The 18,777-nt window shown below is 69.1% G+C and carries 19 protein-coding genes and 1 pseudogene; 15 read left to right on the top strand and 5 right to left on the bottom strand.

The annotated features are described in order from the left end of the window. Positions 1–497: 497 nt before the first annotated feature. A complete protein-coding gene (locus AC5P1C_RS39590; protein WP_493870831.1) occupies positions 498–1,934 on the bottom strand; it encodes an amidase in 1,437 nt (478 codons plus the stop codon). Between the two features lie 29 nt (positions 1,935–1,963). Then, positions 1,964–3,610, bottom strand: coding sequence for an ABC transporter substrate-binding protein (locus tag AC5P1C_RS39595; RefSeq protein WP_493870832.1), 1,647 nt, complete (start codon positions 3,608–3,610; stop codon positions 1,964–1,966). Positions 3,611–3,935: 325 nt separating this feature from the next. On the opposite strand from AC5P1C_RS39595, the gene AC5P1C_RS39600 reads away from it, so the two are divergent. Beyond that, entirely contained in the window at positions 3,936–4,397 is a 462-nt protein-coding gene (locus AC5P1C_RS39600; RefSeq protein ID WP_493870833.1) for a DUF3237 domain-containing protein, read from the top strand. On the opposite strand, the gene AC5P1C_RS39605 is transcribed toward AC5P1C_RS39600, so the two are convergent. Then, a complete protein-coding gene (locus AC5P1C_RS39605; RefSeq protein WP_493870834.1) occupies positions 4,390–4,875 on the bottom strand; it encodes a MarR family winged helix-turn-helix transcriptional regulator in 486 nt (161 codons plus the stop codon). The two genes, AC5P1C_RS39600 and AC5P1C_RS39605, sit on opposite strands and share 8 nt — an antisense overlap. 206 nt (positions 4,876–5,081) lie before the next feature. Between AC5P1C_RS39605 and AC5P1C_RS39610 the strand changes: the two genes are divergently transcribed. The 5 genes and pseudogenes from AC5P1C_RS39610 to AC5P1C_RS39630 form a co-directional block, all read left to right on the top strand. Next, positions 5,082–5,993 carry an SDR family oxidoreductase gene (locus AC5P1C_RS39610; RefSeq protein ID WP_493870835.1) on the top strand — a complete coding sequence of 304 codons (912 nt, stop codon included), beginning with the start codon at positions 5,082–5,084 and terminating at the stop codon, positions 5,991–5,993. Between the two features lies 1 nt (position 5,994). After that, a complete protein-coding gene (locus AC5P1C_RS39615; protein WP_493870836.1) occupies positions 5,995–6,882 on the top strand; it encodes an amidohydrolase family protein in 888 nt (295 codons plus the stop codon). Positions 6,883–6,892: 10 nt separating this feature from the next. Next, entirely contained in the window at positions 6,893–8,440 is a 1,548-nt protein-coding gene (locus AC5P1C_RS39620) for an acyl-CoA synthetase (RefSeq protein WP_493870837.1), read from the top strand. 67 nt (positions 8,441–8,507) lie between these two features. Beyond that, complete coding sequence (locus AC5P1C_RS39625; protein ID WP_493870838.1) at positions 8,508–8,966, top strand: MaoC family dehydratase; 459 nt, start codon at positions 8,508–8,510, stop codon at positions 8,964–8,966. Between the two features lie 305 nt (positions 8,967–9,271). Continuing rightward, positions 9,272–9,918: pseudogene (locus tag AC5P1C_RS39630) on the top strand (NF041680 family putative transposase); the annotation flags it as partial. Positions 9,919–9,965: 47 nt separating this feature from the next. Here AC5P1C_RS39630 and AC5P1C_RS39635 read toward each other — a convergent pair. After that, on the bottom strand, positions 9,966–10,445 hold the full coding sequence (locus tag AC5P1C_RS39635) for an Lrp/AsnC family transcriptional regulator (RefSeq protein WP_493870839.1): 480 nt from the start codon (positions 10,443–10,445) through the stop codon (positions 9,966–9,968). A 238-nt stretch (positions 10,446–10,683) separates the two neighbouring features. On the opposite strand from AC5P1C_RS39635, the gene AC5P1C_RS39640 reads away from it, so the two are divergent. Genes AC5P1C_RS39640 through AC5P1C_RS39670 form a run of 7 tightly spaced genes read left to right on the top strand, consistent with a single transcriptional unit; the run spans position 10,684 to position 17,301 of the window. Then, positions 10,684–11,583, top strand: coding sequence for a polysaccharide deacetylase family protein (locus AC5P1C_RS39640; protein WP_493870840.1), 900 nt, complete (start codon positions 10,684–10,686; stop codon positions 11,581–11,583). Beyond that, positions 11,580–12,626 (top strand): C45 family autoproteolytic acyltransferase/hydrolase, encoded by a 1,047-nt coding sequence (locus AC5P1C_RS39645; RefSeq protein WP_493870841.1) that lies wholly within the window; start codon positions 11,580–11,582, stop codon positions 12,624–12,626. Before AC5P1C_RS39640 ends, AC5P1C_RS39645 begins: the two co-directional genes overlap by 4 nt. 32 nt (positions 12,627–12,658) lie before the next feature. Continuing rightward, on the top strand, positions 12,659–13,102 hold the full coding sequence (locus AC5P1C_RS39650; RefSeq protein ID WP_493870842.1) for a VOC family protein: 444 nt from the start codon (positions 12,659–12,661) through the stop codon (positions 13,100–13,102). Next, entirely contained in the window at positions 13,099–13,860 is a 762-nt protein-coding gene (locus tag AC5P1C_RS39655; protein WP_493870843.1) for an SDR family NAD(P)-dependent oxidoreductase, read from the top strand. The genes AC5P1C_RS39650 and AC5P1C_RS39655 overlap by 4 nt, the downstream gene beginning before the upstream one ends. A gap of 35 nt (positions 13,861–13,895) precedes the next feature. Beyond that, positions 13,896–14,942 carry a Rieske 2Fe-2S domain-containing protein gene (locus tag AC5P1C_RS39660; protein WP_493870844.1) on the top strand — a complete coding sequence of 349 codons (1,047 nt, stop codon included), beginning with the start codon at positions 13,896–13,898 and terminating at the stop codon, positions 14,940–14,942. Continuing rightward, positions 14,926–15,858 carry a PDR/VanB family oxidoreductase gene (locus AC5P1C_RS39665; protein WP_493870845.1) on the top strand — a complete coding sequence of 311 codons (933 nt, stop codon included), beginning with the start codon at positions 14,926–14,928 and terminating at the stop codon, positions 15,856–15,858. Before AC5P1C_RS39660 ends, AC5P1C_RS39665 begins: the two co-directional genes overlap by 17 nt. A 30-nt stretch (positions 15,859–15,888) precedes the next feature. Beyond that, the gene (locus AC5P1C_RS39670; protein WP_493870846.1) at positions 15,889–17,301 is read left to right on the top strand and encodes an APC family permease; all 1,413 of its coding nucleotides are present in this window, start codon (positions 15,889–15,891) and stop codon (positions 17,299–17,301) included. Here AC5P1C_RS39670 and AC5P1C_RS39675 read toward each other — a convergent pair. Then, on the bottom strand, positions 17,298–18,026 hold the full coding sequence (locus tag AC5P1C_RS39675) for a helicase associated domain-containing protein (protein WP_493870847.1): 729 nt from the start codon (positions 18,024–18,026) through the stop codon (positions 17,298–17,300). The genes AC5P1C_RS39670 and AC5P1C_RS39675 overlap by 4 nt on opposite strands. Before the next feature lie 15 nt (positions 18,027–18,041). Between AC5P1C_RS39675 and AC5P1C_RS39680 the strand changes: the two genes are divergently transcribed. Further along, on the top strand, positions 18,042–18,170 hold the full coding sequence (locus tag AC5P1C_RS39680) for a hypothetical protein (RefSeq protein ID WP_493870850.1): 129 nt from the start codon (positions 18,042–18,044) through the stop codon (positions 18,168–18,170). 40 nt (positions 18,171–18,210) lie between these two features. Next, positions 18,211–18,714 (top strand): FAD-binding oxidoreductase, encoded by a 504-nt coding sequence (locus tag AC5P1C_RS39685; RefSeq protein ID WP_493870848.1) that lies wholly within the window; start codon positions 18,211–18,213, stop codon positions 18,712–18,714. Positions 18,715–18,777 lie beyond the last annotated feature (63 nt).

Genomic DNA, 18,777 nt, shown 5'->3' on the forward strand with positions numbered 1-18,777 from the left:
GCGAGACGCCGGACAGACGTCCCTTCGCTTTGAGACGCGTACACCGCGTCGTCCGCTCATCGGCTTCACAGCGCTCCGCCAAGCCCTTCCCGTCCGGGGCGCTGCCCGAGGCATATACGTCAGGGACAGCCTCCTCGCGGAGCCCCGCCGGTCGAGGCGGGTCTTCTCCAGCTCCAGACGCCGCCTTCTGGGGGCGCGGCAGTTCCACACACGTCTTGGCCGAATCGATTCGCCCGTGGCGGCGTTCGGACGGAGACGGTCGGCGGGCCGGGCTTCGGAGTGCCCTGGCCGGGCCCCGCGCCCCCCGGCCCGGAGGGCAGCACGTCGTTGCGGACAAGTCGTGATGTCCCGCGCAGGCCGGCCGAGCGAGGCCGGTCGACCGCTGCAGGAGAGGCTGCGCTGCGGCCTGTGCGCGAGGGGGGAAGAGGAAAGCGGCGTGCCCCGGCGGTCGGTGGAGATCGCCAGGGCACGCCGTCGACGGGCTGTGCTGCGGCTGGTCAGCCGGTCTGCGCCCAGGATTGGGTCGGCCGGGTGCGTGGTGCCCTCGCCTCGATGGCCGTGGCCACGTGGAGCAGCAGGTCTTCCTGAAAGCGGCCGCCGATCAGCTGGACGCCGGAGGGCAGGCCGTCGCGGATTCCGGTGGGCACGGAGACGGCGGGGAGACCGAGTACCGGGATGGCCTGCATCGGCCACTGCGCGGTCAGCAGCTCGCCCATGCGGGTGTCGCCGGCAAGGTCGGCGTCCTGCTCGAACGGCGGCTCGGCGGCGACCGGCGTCAGCACGATCCGGTCCTGGCCCAGGAACTGCTGGAGGCGGCCGATCAGGGTGCCGCGGCGGGCGTAGCCCTTGATGTAATCGGTGAGGGTGGGCTGCTCGCCCCAGATCTCTGCGGCGGCCCGGAAGGAGGAGGCCAACGAGTCACGGACCGCGTCGTCACCGAACGTGTCGATCTCGGACATCATCGTCTTCAGCTCCTGGTAGAGCAGGAGTGACCACAGCCGGGCAGCCTCGCCGAGCTCGGGAAGCCCGACCTCCTCTACCTCGTGACCGGCATCGGTGAGCCAGCGGGCGGCGTCGTCGATGGCGGCGTTCACGGCGGGGTGGGGCTTGACCACTCCGGCGTCGCGGACGACGGCGACCTTGACCTGGCCGGCTTCGCCCAGGGGCGGCCGCACCGGAAGCCCGACGGGGTCGTTGAGATCCGGCGTCACCATGGCGTGCAGACCGAGCCGGACGTCGTCGACGGTCCAGCCGAGCGGGCCGTGGACCGCCATGGTCTGGAACGACAGCGGACTGTCGAACTCCTGCGCACCGCGCGGTTCGACGCCGGAGACGAGCCCCACTGTGGGGCGCAGGCCGACGGCGCCGCAGCAGTATGCGGGGAACCGGACGGACCCGCCGATGTCATTGCCCTGCGCTATCGGGGTCATCCCGGCGGCGACCGCCGCGGCGGCGCCTCCCGACGAGCCACCCGGGGTGCGGCCGGGGTCCCAGGGGTTGAGCGTCTTGCCGTGCAGGTCGTTGGCGGTGAACCAGCGTACGGCGAAGGCCGGGCTGTTGCTGCGGCCCAGGAACGTCGCTCCGGCGTCTCGCAGGCCGGCGACGCAGACGGCGTCGTCCTGGGCGACAGCGCCTGCCCAGGCCGCCACCCCGTGGGTGCTGGCGTAACCGCGCTGCGAAGTGTTGATCTTCGTGGACACCGGGACGCCGAGCAGCGGAGGGAGGTCCCACCCCGTGGCGACCGCCGTGTCGGCGTCGGCGGCCTGGGCGAGCACCTCCTCGGGCCGGATGTCCACGAGCGCGTTGAGCGCCGGGTTGGTCTCCTCGACGCGGGCGAGGAACGCCCGGGCGACCTCGGTCGCCGAGAAGCTCTTCGCCCGGATGCCAGCGGCCAGCTCGGCCGCCGAGTGGTCCCACAGCGGCTTGTCGGTCATGGTCGTCTCCAGATGCGAGTAAGAGTTGGTCACTTGCCGGTGCCGCCGAGGTGGGCGGCCCACGGCATGCTCATGTAGGCGAAGGAGGCCGGTGCGCCGCTGATGCGCTTGTTCATGAACATCCGCTCGTGCGTGGTGGCCAGAAACACCGCCGGGGTGGTGGGGGTGAAGAGAGCCTGGGCCTCGGCGTACGCCTTGGCCGATGCCACCGGGTCGGAGGCGGTGCGGGCCCGGTCGAGCAGCCGGGTGACCTCGGGGTTGCTGTAGTTCGTCCAGTTGAAGATGCCACGGGGGGTGACGCTCTCGGCGACGTAGGACGCCGGGTCGGGCATGCCGACGTAGCCGAAGGTGAGGACGAGGTCGAGGCTCTTGCGGACCGAGGGGTCGTAGAAGAGGGACGACATCTCGGTGGGCTGAAGCTGCTTGATCTCGATGTCGACGTCAATCTTCTTGGCGGCGGCCTGGACGAAGGTCATGGCCTGGAGCGACCGCTGGTCACCCGCGGGAATGGCGACCACCAGCGGTCGGGAGACGGCGCCGGCCTGCGCGATCAGCTTCTTTGCCTTCTCCGCGTCTGGCTTCGGAGCGTCGGGCAGCGCGGCGTAGGCGGCGTCGAAGTGGTCGGCGGCCTTGTCCCCGCGCCAGGTGAACGGGGGCACAAGGGACTTCAGGGTCGTGCCGTCTCCGCCGAAGACGTTCTTGATCAGCGCCTCGCGATCGATGACCAGGGACAGCGCGTCCAGCAGCTTGCGGTCGGCCGCGGGCGACTCGCCGTTCGCAGGGGTCAGCAGCACGTTCTGGGTCGACGGGCCGAGGCGTATGGCGCCGTTGTCCGCCTTGACGAGCGCGGTGGCGCTACTGGGCGGCAGTTCATAGGTGCCGTCGACCTCACCTGACAGCAGTGCGCTGGTCAGGGTGTTGTTGTTGGTGATGAACTTGAACTCGACCTGCCGTACCTTCGACTTCAGCTTGGTGTCCCAGTACGAGTCGTTGCGCTCCAGGGTGATGCTGCTGCCGGACTTCCAGGACTCCAGCGTGAACGGTCCCGTACACATCAGGCCGCCCTTGGCCGTTCCGTAGGCGGATCCGGCCTTCTCCGTGTACGCCTTCTTGCCCACAGCGCCGAACGATGTGGACAGTGCCTTGGGAAGCGTCTGGTCGTACCCCTTGGTCCGCAGCGTGACCTGGTGAGGGCCGGTGGCCTTGATCGAGGTCACGGCGGTCAGGTAGTTCCCGTACAGGGCCTGTGTCTTGGGGTCGCGCTGGCGCTCCAGGCTGTAGACGACGTCCTCGGGCGTCATCGGTGAGCCGTCCCAGAACTTCACACCGGGGCGGAGGCTGAGCACCAGGGTCTTGTCGTTGGTCCAGGTGACCTTCTCGGCGAGTCCGGGGCTCAGGGAGAAGTCGGCGTTCATCCGCGTCAGCGTGTCGCAGAGGTTCGACGCGACGGTCTGCGGCGAGTAGTCGCCCACCTTCGCGGGGTCCAGTGTCGTCGGCTCGCCGTAGGGCAGCGCCCAGGTCACGCGGTCGACCTCGGAGGTGCCGGGCACCGTGGTGGTGGTCAGTTGCCCGGGCCTGGCCGTCTCGCCGCTTTCGCCCGACGAGCCGTTGCAGGCCGTGGCGGCCAGCAGCCCCACGCTGGTGAGCAACGCCAGCACCGTTTTTTTCGCAGCCATAGCTGTGCTCCTTGCCGAGGAGTGAGGGAAGAGAGGGACGCCCGACACGGGGGGAGGTGAGGAACGTCGACGAGCCGTCGTAAATGAACGTCATATAACGCTGTTGCATGTCACGCTTGCATCTGGTGAGCTAAAGCGTCAAGAGCAAGGCGCGGCCTTCTCGCGGATCAGGTGCCCGTCCCGTCGGGGGCGGGGCGGTCGGGTCGGCGGTGATGCCTCGCGACCCATGGGCCGCCGCGTCCGCAGTCTTGGCGCGTGTCCGGTGTGTACCGCGCAGGCGCCGTGCGCAGGCGTCGCCCCTCACTCACAGAAGCGGAGAACCGCCATGTCCTTCACTCCCGCCCTCGACTTCGCGTTCGAGATCCGTGCCGAGGTGTCCGACACCCTGCACATCGGCAACGGTGACGGGGAGGTCACCGAGTTCACCCCCATCATCGGCGGCAGCGTGTCCGGTCCCCGATTGCGCGGGAAGGTCCTCTCCGGCGGTGGCGACTGGAGCAGCACGCGCGGGGAGGTGTGCGAGCTGGAGGCCCGCTACCTGCTCCAGGCGGAGGACGGCGCCGTGATCGACGTCGTGAACCGCGGCTACTACCGCCCCAAGTCCGGCGCCCCGGATCAGTTCGACGGGGGCCTGCAGGTCTCCGAGGCCGGCCACTACTACCGCACCTCGCCGGTCTTCCGCACCGACGCCGCCGACCACCGCTGGCTCGCGGAGACCGTCTTCGTCGGGCTCGCCCGCCCGGACGGCGACGATGCCGTCGTCATCCGCATGTACGCGCTCAAGTAGCAGCTCCGCCACGGTCCGCGTGAGCGGGCCGTGCGGACCGCGACGCGGTCGCCGCGACCTCTGGCCGGGCCAGGGACCGCCATGCCCCGACCAGGGCCTCGCGGAGCACTTCGGTCTCCTCGGGGCTCAGGTCGGCGACCATGCGCTCCTCCAGCGCGCGGGCCGGCCCGGCGTACTCGGCGAGCAGCCGCCGCCCCGGTTCGGCGAGCAGGATCAGGCGTTCGCGGCGGTTGCCGGGGTTGGGCTCGCGGCGGATCAGATTGCGGCGCTCCAAGGCGCGGACCATGTCGGCCATGGACTGGGCGGTCACGAAGGAGTCGCGGGCGAGCTGGGCGGCGGAGACCCCGTCGCGCCGCTCCAGCACGGTGAGGGCGGTGTACTGCAACGCCGTGATCCCTGCCGGCTTGAGCAGCTCCTCCAGGCGAGCGCGGACCGCCAGCTCGGTTCTCTTGATCAGGTACAGCAGTGAGGTATTCAAGCCTGCCCCTTCGTCAGGGGGGTCCGTATGGGCTGGTTCATGTCGTTCCCTTCGCGGTGCGCCGCAGTCGCCTGCGGGTCTCCAGGCTAGGCCATTGACAGGTTTCCTGTTGGTTGCTCAGACTGGCGTTCGCCAGGATTCCTGTCGATGCCCGGCCGTCGACGCTTTCGACATTCCGGTTCCACCACTTACGAGGGGTTCCTCTCATGGATCTTCAGGGCAAAGTCGCCGTCGTCACGGGCAGTGGTCGCGGCCTCGGACGGGCCTACGCACAGGCCCTCGCCGCGGCGGGGGCCGCCGTCGTAGTCAACGACGTCGACCAGGCGGTCGTCGACTCCGCCGTCTCCGCGATCCGGTCCGAGGGTGGCCGCGCGGCCGGTGTCGTCGCGGCGGTGGGCGACAGCGAGGCGGCCCAGCGTCTGGTGGACACGGCGGTCGAGGAGTTCGGCCGCCTGGACGTGCTGGTCGCCAACGCCGGCATCCTGCGCGACCGCGTGCTGTGGAAGATGACCGACGACGACTTCGACGCGGTGGTCCGTGTCCACCTGCGCGGCACTTTCACCTGCGCCCGCGCCGCCGCCGTCCGCATGCGGGAGCAGGGCACCGGCGGCCGGCTGATCCTCATCTCCTCGCCTGCCGGGCAGCGAGGCAATTTCGGGCAGACCAACTACGCCGCGGCCAAGGCCGGCATCGTCGCCATGGCCCGCACCTGGGCTATGGAACTGGGCCGCGCCGGTGTGACCGTCAACGCCGTCGTCCCGGTCGCCGTCACCGAGATGACCAAGACCATCCCCGCGTTCGCACCGGCCATCGATGAGTCCGAGCGCACCGGCAAGCCACTGCCGGACTGGCTGCGCAAGGACGAGGGCCTCGGCACCGTCGAGGACGTCGCCGGTCTGATCACCTTCCTCGCCTCGGACGCCTCCAAGGACGTCACCGGCCAGGCCATCGGCATCGGCGGCGACCGCCTGGCCCTGTGGGCCCACCCCAAAGAGAAGACCGTCGACTTCGCCGACGGCGGCTGGGACGCCGACGCCATCGCCGCCCAGTGGCCGGACGGGGTCGGCGCCGACCCCGAGACCTACGGCATCCCCGAGCCCAAGGCCCCGGAGGCGTGACATGGCCGACCTCGCGCTCGACCTCGACCGGCTCACCGCCATCGACGTACACACGCACGCGGAGGTCTCCAAGGACAGCCACGGGGCGCTGAGCCCCGAGCTGTTCGGAGCCTCCGAGGAGTACTTCAAGGCCCACGGCCACCGGCAGCCGACCATCGACGAGATGGCCGAGCACTACCGCGAGCGCCGCATGGCGGCCGTGGTCTTCACCGTCGACGCCGAACACGCCACCGGACACCCCCGCATCTCCAACGAGGAGATAGCCGCAAGCTGCGCCGCCCACGCCGACGTCCTGGTCCCCTTCGCCAGCATCGACCCGCACAAGGGCCGCGCGGGCGTACGGGAAGCACGGCGGCTGGTCGAGGAGCACGGAGTACGCGGATTCAAGTTCCACCCGAGCATTCAGGCGGTCTCCCCGAACGATCCCCTCGCCTACCCTCTCTACGAGGCCATCGAGGAACTCGGGGTCCCCGCTCTCTTCCACACCGGGCAGACCGGTATCGGCGCAGGGGTCCCCGGCGGTGGCGGCATCCGCCTGAAGTACTCCAACCCCATGCTGGTTGACGACGTCGCGGTGGACTTCCCGCACCTGCGGATCATCCTGGCCCACCCCTCCTTCCCCTGGCAGGACGAGGCCCTCGCGGTGGCCACCCACAAGCCCCACGTCTACATCGACCTGTCCGGCTGGTCCCCGAAGTACTTCCCGCCACAACTCGTGCGGTACGCCAACAGTCTGCTCAAGGAAAAGGTTCTCTTCGGCTCCGACTACCCCGTCATCACCCCCGACCGGTGGCTCGCCGACTTCGAGAAGCTCGACATCAAGCCCGAGGTCCGGCCGAAGATCCTCAAGGAGAACGCCGCCCGCCTGCTCGGCCTGCTCACGGACTGAGGGGCCCTTCGTGTTGAACCAAGGCATCGGCTCCTGGCCGGCGCGCCGGGCCCGCAAGACGCCCGACCGGGTCGCCGTCGTCCACGAGGACCGCTCCTGGACCTACCGGGCACTGCACGAACGCGTCCTGCGTCTCGCCCACGCCCTGCGCGGCCTCGGCACGGCACGCGGCGACCGCGTCGCGTACCTGGGCCCAAACCATCCGGCCTTCCTGGAAACGCTGTTCGCCGCCGGCGCACTCGGCGCGGTCTTCGTCCCACTCAACACCCGCCTCGCCGCTCCCGAACTGGCCTACAACCTGTCCGACTCGGGCAGCACCGTCCTCGTCCACGCCGGCGAACAGGCCGAGGCGGCCCGCGCTGCGGCTGCCGAGGCCGGGGTGCGGCACCGGATCGCACTCGCCGGACCCCACGAGCACGGCGCTCTCGGCTACGAGGAACTCCTGGCCGCCTCGGTAGCAGGCTCCCTGGACGAGACCGTGGTGCCGGAGGACCCGTGCATCATCATGTACACCTCCGGCACCACGGGCCGGCCCAAGGGCGCCGTCCTTTCCCACGCCAACATCACCTGGAACAGTGTCAACGTCCTCGTCGACACTGACCTCGCCAGCGACGAGGTGACCCTCGTCGTGGCCCCGCTGTTCCACACCGCGGGACTCAACATGACCTGCCTGCCTACCCTGCTCAAGGGCGGCCGGGTGGTGCTGCTCGGTTCTTTCGATGCCGACCACGTCCTGGAGCTCATCGAGAGCCGGCGGGTGACGTACATGTTCGGCGTCCCCACGATGTACGACGCGATGGCCGCCCGACCCTGCTGGACGACCACGGACCTGTCCAGCCTGCGCACCCTCAACTGTGGCGGCGCACCCGTCCCTGCCCGCACCATCGCCACCTATCTCGATCGCGGCCTGGCCTTCAGCCAGGGCTACGGCATGACCGAGGCATCTCCCGGAGTCCTCTACCTGGACAGGGAACAGACCTCCGCCAAGGCGGGCTCCGCCGGCGTCCCGCACTTCTTCACCGACACCCGCGTGGTGCTGCCCGACGGCCGCGACGCCGGGCCCGGAGAACGCGGCGAGATCCTCGTACAGGGCCCCAACGTCATGACCGGATACTGGGGCAGGACCGAGGCCACCGAGGGCGCCTTCACCGACGGCAACTGGCTGCGCACCGGCGACGTCGCCCAGGCCGACGCCGACGGGTACGTGTACATCGTCGACCGGGTCAAGGACATGTTCGTCTCGGGTGGTGAGAACGTCTACCCGGCCGAGGTGGAGGACGCACTCCTCACCCACCCCGCCGTCGCCGAGTGCGCGGTCATAGGTGTGCCTGACCCGGTCTGGGGCGAGGTGGGCCGCGCTGTGGTCGTCCTCGGCCCCGGGACCGTCGCGGATGAGAACGACATTCTCGGCCATCTGCGGGGCAGGCTCGCCAAGTACAAGATCCCCAGGTCCCTCGTGGTGACGGAGAGTCTGCCGCGTACGGCCTCGGGAAAGATCATCAAGCCTGTCGTGCGCGCCACCTACGCGACCGATTCCGCAGACCGCCCTCAGCCGTGACAGACATCCCGTCAAACCCGCCTGCACAGTCTGCTCACTGCTGCCTGTGCCACCGAAAGGATCGTCCATGCCCATCACCGCCAACGGCCTCGACGAACTCAGGTCCCTCAGCGGAAGCGACCTCGGCCACACCGAGTGGCGTGAGATCACCCAGTACCGGGTGGACACCTTCGCCGACGCCACCGACGACCACCAGTGGATCCACACGGAACCGGAGAAGGCCAAGGACGGCCCCTTCGGCGGTCCGATCGCCCACGGCTACCTGACCCTGTCCCTCATCATCCCGCTCTTCGGCGAACTGCTGGACATCACCGGCACCAGCATGAGCGTCAACTACGGTCTGGACAAGGTCCGTTTCCCCAGCCCCGTCCCGGTCGGCGCGAAGATCCGCCTCCACGGCGCCGTCGGCACCGTGGAGGAGGTCAAGGGCAACGGCGTGCAGATGCCTCTGACGTTCACCGTCGAGATCGAGGGCAGCGACAAGCCGGCCTGCGTCGCCCAGGCCGTCTATCGCCACTACGCCTGACCGGCCGACCATCCTCCGGTGCAGGTCGAGCCGGGCGCCTGCGCGCCGGCCGGGCTCGTGGCGAGGACCATTGCGCTGCTTGATCGCCAGGTGAGCCGGCCCTGCCGACCTCGTGGCCGCCTTTGCTTCAAGGGGCGGCCGGCACTCACGGACGCAACGCGTACGCCCTCGTTCGTCCCCGTGCAGGGGACGCGGCGCCGTCGCCGCGGTTGCCTTGGCGATGCCTCCAGCACGCCCCGGAGATCGAGTCGTCGGTGCGATCCGCCTGGCCCAGGAGGGACGCGCACAAAGCTCAGACGTCCTTGGACCGGCTGCACCCACGGCTCACTCGGCCGGCGGCTTGGCTCGACCACGACGGACCGCTGCCCATCATCGAGGGCACTGTCGTCCGCCTGGTCGTGGAGAAGCTCCCCCAGCGGCGGGGTGAACAGGCCGGTCTGGCTGTGGTGGTCAGGCACCGGCGCCACTGAGGCGTACGTCGCCCGCTGCTGGCAGTCCTTCCTCCGCCGCTTCGACATCGAGCACACGTTTCGCCTGTTCAAGCAGACGCTCGGCTGGACCAGGCCCCGACCTCGCAGCTCGGAAGCGGCCGACCGGTGGACCTGGCTCGTGATCGCCGCCTATGCCCAGCTCCGGCTGGCCCGTCCACTGGCCGCCGACCTCCGAAGGCCGTGGGAGAAACCAGCCGAGCTGAACAAACTCACACCAGCCCGCGTCCGCAGGGGGTTCAGAATCCTGCACGCGAAGACCGGCTCACCAGCCGGTGCACCGAAACCGTCCCGGCCCGGGCCCGGTCGGCCACCGGGTTCGAAGAAAGGCCACCCCGCCACCCGTCACGACGTGGGCAGAGTCGTCGCCACCGGCGAGGCATCAGCTGCCCGCCCACCGCAAGGTCGGCACCAAACCCCTGCCCCGATTGGTCCAGGGCGGCTTTGAAGGGCATCGCGGATAACGCGCCATCGTGCATGCGCAGGGCGAGGCGCCAGGTGTGGGACGAAGTCACGGTTGAGTGGCGAAGCGCCCGCCGTTCCCGTTCCTGTCGAACCAGAGCTTGTGTACAGCGATCTCGAGAGTGCACTCCGTCTCGAGGACTCCCTGCAGTGGGCGAACGCGTTCCTGGAGAAATGTCCAGAGCTCGGTGTCGTCGGCGGTCAGGACCTGTGCGAACACGTCGGCCTTGCCGAGGGTCGTGGAGACGTAGCTGACTTCCCTGCAGGCGGTCAGGCTCTCGACGACGCCATTGTGGTGCGCGGGGTCCACCTTGAGGAACAGCAGGGCCAGGCGGGCGGTGCTGAAACGGCCGGGGTCCGCGAAGGCGGTGATCTTCAGGACACCTGCCTCCTCGAGGCGGCGGAACCGGCTGCGGATCGTGCCTTCGGACACTCCGAGTGACCGGGCGATCTCCCGGAATGCCCGGCGTCCGTCTTCTTCCAGCTCACTGATGATCGCTCGGTCCAGGTCGTCGAGTTCGATGCTCATGGCTCCGATCCTAGTGGGTGACGCCTCGCTGGGGCACGCATTGCGTGGCATGACCGGGCCCGGCTGTCGCTATGCGTACGCAGGGAGCGAGCGTTTATCTGGATTGCGCACCCCGCACCTCTTGCGTTCACGCGTTGCGAGTCCTAGCGTCTCACTTGTAACGCGATGCGCACCATCTGACGTCCATGTCTGTGTAGGTGCGTAGCAATAGACGATTCTGGTTACGCAAGGAGTCGCCATGTCTCTGTGTCCGTCTGCCTGCTCTGCCACATCACCTGCCGACCCCGATCTCATCTGGCCCCGCCGCGCCGAGGCAGCCGTCTCTTTCACCTTCGATGTCGACGCGGAAGCGGGCTGGCTCGGCGAGAGTCCGGCTTATGCTCGTCGGCTCACCACGCTCTCGGAGGGGCGCTACGGCGTTGTTCGCGGCATGCCACGAATCCTGCGGCTGCTCGCGGAGTACGACATGCGCGGCACGTTCTTCGTGCCCGGCCACACCGCTGAGCAGCACCCGGGCGTCGTGGAGGCCGTGCTGGCGGCCGGGCACGAGATCGCCCACCACGGCCACCTGCACCTGCGCAGTGACAAGGTGTCCCCGCAGGAGCAACGCGCCGAGATCGAGCAGGGCCTTGCCGCTTTCACCGCTGCCGGCGCACCCCGTCCGACCGGGTACCGGTCGACCTCGTGGGAGCTGACGCCGGAGACGTTCGATCTGCTCGTCGAGCACGGCTTCGACTACGACTCGTCCTGCATGGGCGACGACCGACCGTACTACGAGACGTATGAGGGCCGTTCCCTCCTGGAGCTGCCCGTCCACTGGTCGCTGGACGACTGGCCGCGCTACGGCTGGAACATCGACACCGGCGGCAATACCGCTGCGCCCGGTGAGCTGTACAGCTCTTGGCTCGCTGAGTACGAGTGGGCCAAGGCGGAGCGGCGCCACATCTGCTACACGATGCACCCCGAGGTGATCGGCCGGCCGCAGCGCTTCGCCGAACTCGCCCGTCTGGTCGCGGCTGTGGCCGAAGACGGCCGGGCCTGGACGGCTCCGCTCGCCGATGTCGCCTCGCACGTGCGCCCGTTGTTGCCGTCCCCTGGTGGGGCGTCATCGACCGTGGGCATGGCGGTGCCCCGGTGAACCGGTCAGATCACATTCGCTTCGTCTCGGCCGTGGCAGGACCGCGGGAGCGTGGGCTGGAGTTCGGAGAGGTCTGGCGGGACCGTGTGGCCGCCACGGTCGACGGCTACCGGGACCTCTTCGCGCGTGGGGGAGTGCGGGACCTGCGCGGCGCGGGCGCTCGTGTGCTGCTCGCCATCGAGTCCTGGGCGCCGTTGCTGGCGGCCGAGATCCGGGGCATCGCGGACGGCGCCGGCCTGTCTGCCGAGACAGTCGCAGCGATCAACGCCCGCACCGAGATCCTGGCGGGCACGCGCGCCGCGGGCGAGTGCTCCACGATCGTCGCCCTGCGCGACGGCGACGAAGAACCGGTGGCCGCGCAGAACTGGGACTGGTACGCCGGGCACTCGGCGAACTGGCTGGAATGGGAGATCCCGCACGACGACGGACGACGCACCACGACGCTCACCGAGTTCGGGATCGTAGGCAAGATCGGTGTCAACAACCGCAGTCTGGGCTGTCTGTTCAACATCCTCCACCACCGTGCCGACACCGGTGATCACGGTGTGCCCGTACATGTCGTCGCCCGTCGGCTGCTTGACGAGGCCGGCTCCGTGACCGATGCGCTGCGCATCATCGGGCAAGCGTCCGCCTCCGCGTCCACCACCATTACCGTCGTCGGCGGCCGCAGCGCCGGCCGCAGTGCCGTCGCCGCCGAGTTGTGGCCTCAGGGGCCCGGCCACGTGCTGCCCGATCCCGACGGGTTGCTCCTGCACACCAACCACTTCCTGAGCCGGCCCGGCGCGGACGGTGACACCGAGCCGCGCACCGACCCCGACACGCTCGTGCGTTACGAGGTGCTCCGGCGAGCCCTCCACGGACGCGGCCGAGACCTGTCATCGCACGACGCACTGTCCGCTTTGGCCGACCACAGCGGCGGGGTGTGCGTGCACGCCCCCGAAGGACGCGGCGACGCCTTCCAGACCCTGGCCGCAGTGCGCATCGACTTCACCACCTGCGAGCTGGACATCCACGCCGGCCCGCCCTGCCGCATCCACACCTGACCCGCCATCACAGAACAACCTGGGAGCAGAACATGCTTCAACTGAAGCGCATCGACAACATGGACATCCTCACGCACGACGTCGGACGGCTCGTCGACTTCTACCACGGCGTTCTCGGACTCGGCTTCCATCTGCCGTACGTGCCCGAGGAGGAGTGGGCCGCGATTGACCTGGGCAATGTGACGCTCTACCTCTTCAAGTCCGAAGCAGGCGAGCACGCACCACGCCGCACCGAGGTCAATGCGGACAACGCTCCGGGCCTCGACTCCTTCGCGTTCGAGGTGGACGACCTGGACATCGCGTACGCGGAACTGGACGGCCGCGTCGAGTGGGTCACCACAGAAGAGATCGTCTGGAAGCACCCGACGGACGTCTGGTACCGGTACCGGCCCTTCTACGACCCCGACGGCAACATGCTCTACGTCACCGAGCCGCACCGAGCCGACGCCACCGCGCAGGACGGGGGCCAGGCATGAACGCCTCCGACGCCCGCTCCCTCGCCGGACGCAGCGCACTGATCACCGGCGCCGCCCGCGGCATGGGCCGCACCCACGCCCTCACCCTCGCGGCCCGCGGCGCTGCCATCGCGCTGGCCGACCTTGATGCCGACGAACTCAACCGCACGGTCGCCGACGTACGGGATGCCGGAGGAAAGGCGGAACCCTTCGTCGCGGACATCAGCTGCCGGGAACAGGCCGAGGAACTCATCGCCTCCGCCGCCGGAGCCCTGGGCGGGCTGGACATCCTCGTGCACAACGCGGGGCTGATGTTCTCCATGACCGGTCTCGCCGAGACCGACGACGCCGACTTCGAGCGGCTGCTGGCCGTCAACGTCCGTGCCCCGCTGTATCTGACCCGCGCCGCGCTACCGCATCTGCGCGAGAGCGAAGCCGCCCGAGTCGTCTTCGTCTCCTCGCAGTGGGGACAAGTTCCCGACGGCCACTCCTACGGCTACATGGTCTCCAAGGCAGCCCAGCTCGGCCTGATGAAGACCCTCGCCCAGGAGTTCGCCGGCGAACGCATCATGGTCAACGCCGTGACGCCCGGGGCCGTCGCCACCCGAATGGTGCCCGACTCCAACTACGAGGCCGAAGTCGCCGCCGTGCCCATCGGGCGACTCGCCCAGCCCTCGGAGATCTCCGAAGTGGTCGCCTTCCTCGCCGCCGACACCGGCAGCTTCATCACCGGCCAGACCATTCCCGTCAACGGCGGCGCGCTCGTCGTCGGCATCTGACGCACCTACCGCATCCGGCATCACAGGAGCCCGTCATGTCCACACTCACCAAACGCGATCAGGCCGAGCGCGCCATGCGCCACTCCTGGTTCCCCGTCGCCCGCTCCACGGACCTCGCCACGCCGCAGCCCGCGACCCTGCTCGGAGACAAGCTCGTCGTGTGGCGCTCGTCCGACGGCACGGCACGCGTCAGCGCCCGACGCTGCCCCCACCGAGGCGCCGACCTGTCCCAGGGCGCCGTCACCGACCAGTCCCTCGGCTGCCCCTACCACGGATGGCGCTTCGACGGCGGAGACGGACACTGCACCTACGTCCCCTCCCTCGCCGACCAGTCGGGCATCCCGCCGAAGGCAGCGATCCGCACCTACCCGGCCGTCGAACGGTTCGGACACGTCTGGACCGTGCTCGAAGAGCCGGTGACCGAGCTGTACGACCCCGAGGAATGGCGCGAGCGGGATCTGGTCTGGCTCGCCGCCGAACCGCTGTCGTCCCGTACCGGGGTCGCCGTCGCAATCGAGAACTTCCGAGACGTGGCCCACTTCCCCTTCGTGCATCAGGTGTCCATGGGCCCGACCCCCGAGGTGGTCGAGCCGCTCCATGTCCGCCGCGAGGGCATCGACGTCCACATGAACCACCAGTTGGACGCCGGCTCCGGCGACTGGGCGGCACAGGGCGCCTGCCTCATGGCCTACCACTGCACCGCGCCGGGCTTCGCCTCCATCAGCTACCACTACGACATCGTCGGCCTCCGGGTCGTGGCGGGCTTTCCCTCTCCCGTCTCCTACGAGGAGGTCAAGATCTTCTGGGGCGTCGCCAACGAGCGGGACTTCAAGGGCGCCTCGCTCGAGGAATGCCTGCGGGTCGAGGAAATGGTGTACCTGGAAGACCTGCCGATCACCGCGAACATCGAACCCCGTGAAGTGCCCTGGGACGCCGAGGTGCCCGAATACTCCGCACCCGCCGACCTGTTCACCCTCAACTACCGGCGCGCCTTCCACGAACTGATGCGCCGCACCGCCGACCGGGTGGCAACACAAACCCGCCACGACACGAAGGCCCACGACCATGCCCCGGCCCGCTGACAGCCCACGCCGGCTCCAGGTCGCAGCACGGGAAGATGCCGCCGACGGCGTCATCGCGCTCACCCTCGTCGACCCGGCCGGCAAGCCCCTGCCGGCCTGGGAGCCGGGCGCCCACGTGGACGTCCACCTCACCGACGGCACGATCCGCCAGTACTCGCTGTGCTCCGATCCCACGGACCTGTCCCACTACCGGATCGGCGTGCTGCGCGTCCCGGGCGGCCGAGGCGGCTCACAGCGCGTGCACGACGAACTGCGCCCAGGGGTACAGCTGCCGGTCTCCGCGCCACGTAACCAGTTCAGCCTGGACGAGGAAGCGCCCGAGTACGTCCTGATTGCCGGCGGCATCGGCATCACACCGCTCCTGCCCATGGTCGCCCGCCTCACAGCCCTCGGCCGCCCCTGGCGGATGCTGTACGCGGGCCGCTCCCGCACCACGATGGCGTTCCTCGGCGAATTGCCCAGCGGCGAAGTCACCCTCGCTTTCGAGGACGAGGGCGGACGCCCGGACCTCGCCGCGTATCTCGCGCCCCACCCCACAGCGACTGTGTACGCCTGCGGCCCCGGCGGACTTCTCGACGCCGTACAGGAAGTGCATCCAGGACCGGTGCACACCGAACGGTTCACGGCCGACCAACCGTCCGGCGACGCGAACACGTTCACCGTCGTGCTGGCCCGATCCGGAGCCGAACTCCCCGTCCCAGCGGGACAGAGCATCCTCGACGCCGTACGCGCGGCCGGGGCGCCCGTCTCCTCCTCCTGCGAGATGGGCATCTGCGGCACCTGCGAGACGAAGGTGGTCGCCGGCACGCCGGAACACCACGACAACCTCCTCACCCCCGAGGAACAGGCGACCGGAAACACCATGATGATCTGCGTATCGCGCAGCGCGGGCGCCCGCCTCGTCCTCGACCTCTAAGCGCCGCCCGCACCCGTGAAGGGGACACCCATGTCTGCTGTTTCACGCCCTGACGCCCGCGCGCCGGGGGAGAACACCGCTTCCGCGCTGCCCAAGCGGATGCGCTGGTACGACGGCTTCGCCCTGTCTCTGACGATGCCAGCCGCACTGGTCGCCTCACTGGGCGCTTCCATCGGCGGCCTCGGCGCCTGGGGCGCCGTCGCCCTGTGGGCGATCGCGATGGTGCTCGCCGCCCTCACCAACTGGATCTACACCGAATTGGCGGCCATGTTCCCCCAGTCGTCCGGGGGCATCACGCACTACGCCACCGAAGGCTGGAAGAACCGTGCGCCGATCGTCGGACCGCTCGCGTCCTTCGGCTACTGGTTCCCCTGGACAACAGCCCTTTCGGTGTATGCAGGGATCGTCGGCTCGCTGGTACAGGCCCAATGGTTTCCCGGCCAGCAGTGGAGCATTTCCATCGGCCCCGTCGAGCTGAACTTCCCGATCGTGATCGGGCTCGGCGTGATCGTGCTGCTGTTCGGAGCAGCGATGATCGGCCTGCACGCCGCGATGTGGGTCGTCTACCTCACCGGCGGCATGCTGCTGGTGCCCCTGCTGGTGTTCATGGTCGGCCCGTTCGTGACCGGCGACTGGGACGCTTCCCGGCTGCACTGGAACCTCCACGGAGCGGCAGGACTGCGCGAGGCGCTCGTCTGGCTCTACATCATGGCGTGGACATGCTTCTGCGTGGAGGTGTGCGCGACCTTCGCGCCCGAATACCGGGACACGGTCAAGGACACCTCGCGGGCCCTGCGGGCCGGAGCACTGTTCGGCCTCGGCGTCTTCGTGCTCATGCCGCTCGCCCTCGCGGGATACGTGGGAGAAGGACCCATCACCGACGATCCGACGACGTTCTACGTCGGAGCCTTCCAGACCCTGATAGGCGGCGGCGCCGACCTGATGGTCGTGTTCCTGATCGGCTCACTGCTACTCATCATGGTCACCGGCCTCGCCGACGGCTCAAGAGTGCTCTACACCATGGGCGTCGAGGGAACCACGATCCGCCAGTTCGGCGTACTGAACAAACGAGGCGTGCCGGCCCGGGCACTGGTCGTCGCCCTGGTCCTCAACGTCCTCACACTGACGCTGCTCAAAACCCCGCTGGCGATCATCGTGGCAGGGAACCTCGGGTACATCCTCACCCACATCCTCGCCCTGTCGGCCTTCGCGCTGCTGCGCCGCGACCGCCCCGACGCGCCGCGCCCGATCAGACTGCCGTCCTTCTTCGTCCCGGTGGCCTGGACCCTGGCCGCGCTGCTGAGCGTCATCCTCATCGTCGGTGCGACCGGCTTCTCGGTGAGTGGCTACGGGGGATTCACCGAACTGGCCGTCGCCTTCCTGGTGCTGGCCGTAGGCGTAGCGCTGTGGCTGTACCGACAACGCGTGCAGGAGCGCAGTTAGCCGCTGTCGGATTCTGGCCGCGACGAGCCCGGCTGGCTTTGCTCCACGAAAGACAGCGGCCCAGTTCCGGTCCGGGTATGTCCAGGTCGGCAGCACCCGGACCGGGGCCGGGCTGAGACAGTGCGTGGAGCAGCTGCCAGTTGTACGGTCGTGAGCTGTTCCCACCCGAGCCACACCGACTGCACCCACCGCCCCAGGTCCTCGCCCTGGCGCAGAACTTTGCCCGCCTCGGTGGGCAGCGCCTCACCGGCGTCCAGGTGCATCCGCACCAGGTGGAAGGACCGCTGCCACGTCACCGGCCACGACGGGCACCAGGACGCGTCGATCTCATCCAACTGTTCACGCCGCTCCGTCGACATTGCACCGGCCGACGACTCCACGGGCAGCCCATCCGCACGACGCCGTTCGATCTTGGCGGCCTTCCGGGCGGCGGCCCGCGCGTTCTTCAGAAAGGTGCCCACCTTCGCGCCCTGGTAGGTGGCGTCCGGCGGCGCCAGGAGGTGCCTGTGTTCGGCTGTTCGGCGGCTCGACTGGTGCCGGTTCGGCTGCGTGGGGTCGGGGTCGCCGAAGGTGAGGTTGGAGGGGATGCCGGAGTAGTCGCCGGGAACGAACGCTAGCGCGTCCCAGGCGATGTCCTTGGTCCCGTCGCCGCCGTTGAAGTTGTCCAGGCTCACCTCAGGTTTGTTCTCGGTGAACCAGTAGGCGTCCGGCTCGGACGCGATCACCAGAGGTTCGGTGCGATTGAGGCCCACTATCCCGCGGTCGGTGAATGTCTTCTGGCTGCTCTGGTCCAGTACGCTGGCAGGGCCTGGACCGCAGTGATGGCCGCCGCATGGACACGCGCGTACACCACCGCATCGCGCCGATGACGACGCCCGCGTACGGCCCACCACCTGGGAAGCCCGGATCGTGCACCATGCCGACCGCGGCCATGGCATCGCCGAGATCACCGTGCAACCGGACCTTCACTACGCCTACGCGGCAGGCCAGTACGTAACCATGGAGATGCCCTGGCACCCCTTGGCATGGCGCCACCACTCGCCAGCCAACGCTCCCAGCCAGGACAACACCCTTACCTTCCACATCCGCGCCGTGTCCCGCGGAACCGGCAGCAACACTCTGGTGCACCATGCGACCGTGGGCCACGTCGTACGCCTGCGGCCACCCCAGGGCGACATGACCCTGAATGTCGCAGGCGATCGCGACCTGGTGTGCGTGGCGGGCGGAACAGGACTTGCCCCCATCCGGGCCTTGCTGGAGGAGGCGGGCCACGGCGACATGCGGCGCTACGTCGCCCTGTTCATCGGAGCCCGCACAGCGGAAGAGCTCTACGGCCTGGACGACATGCTCAGGATGGCTCAGCGCCACCACTGGCTCTCCGTGTGGGCGGCGGTCTCCCATTACTGGCCCTAACAAAGGCGTTGTACGTGTCGGTGAGTGATCAGGCAGACGGCGATGCCGAGGAAAGCTTCATGG

The sequence above is a fragment of the Streptomyces sp. A18 genome (genome assembly GCF_059026065.1).

Bases quoted from the DNA above. Each gene is read 5' to 3' on its own strand.
- AC5P1C_RS39590 (WP_493870831.1), bottom strand. From the start codon at position 1,934: ATGACCGACAAGCCGCTGTGGGACCACTCGGCGGCCGAGCTGGCCGCT.
- AC5P1C_RS39595 (WP_493870832.1), bottom strand. From the start codon at position 3,610: ATGGCTGCGAAAAAAACGGTGCTGGCGTTGCTCACCAGCGTGGGGCTG.
- AC5P1C_RS39600 (WP_493870833.1), top strand. From the start codon at position 3,936: ATGTCCTTCACTCCCGCCCTCGACTTCGCGTTCGAGATCCGTGCCGAG.
- AC5P1C_RS39610 (WP_493870835.1), top strand. From the start codon at position 5,082: ATGGATCTTCAGGGCAAAGTCGCCGTCGTCACGGGCAGTGGTCGCGGC.
- AC5P1C_RS39615 (WP_493870836.1), top strand. From the start codon at position 5,995: ATGGCCGACCTCGCGCTCGACCTCGACCGGCTCACCGCCATCGACGTA.
- AC5P1C_RS39625 (WP_493870838.1), top strand. From the start codon at position 8,508: ATGCCCATCACCGCCAACGGCCTCGACGAACTCAGGTCCCTCAGCGGA.
- AC5P1C_RS39635 (WP_493870839.1), bottom strand. From the start codon at position 10,445: ATGAGCATCGAACTCGACGACCTGGACCGAGCGATCATCAGTGAGCTG.
- AC5P1C_RS39640 (WP_493870840.1), top strand. From the start codon at position 10,684: ATGTCTCTGTGTCCGTCTGCCTGCTCTGCCACATCACCTGCCGACCCC.
- AC5P1C_RS39650 (WP_493870842.1), top strand. From the start codon at position 12,659: ATGCTTCAACTGAAGCGCATCGACAACATGGACATCCTCACGCACGAC.
- AC5P1C_RS39655 (WP_493870843.1), top strand. From the start codon at position 13,099: ATGAACGCCTCCGACGCCCGCTCCCTCGCCGGACGCAGCGCACTGATC.
- AC5P1C_RS39660 (WP_493870844.1), top strand. From the start codon at position 13,896: ATGTCCACACTCACCAAACGCGATCAGGCCGAGCGCGCCATGCGCCAC.
- AC5P1C_RS39665 (WP_493870845.1), top strand. From the start codon at position 14,926: ATGCCCCGGCCCGCTGACAGCCCACGCCGGCTCCAGGTCGCAGCACGG.
- AC5P1C_RS39670 (WP_493870846.1), top strand. From the start codon at position 15,889: ATGTCTGCTGTTTCACGCCCTGACGCCCGCGCGCCGGGGGAGAACACC.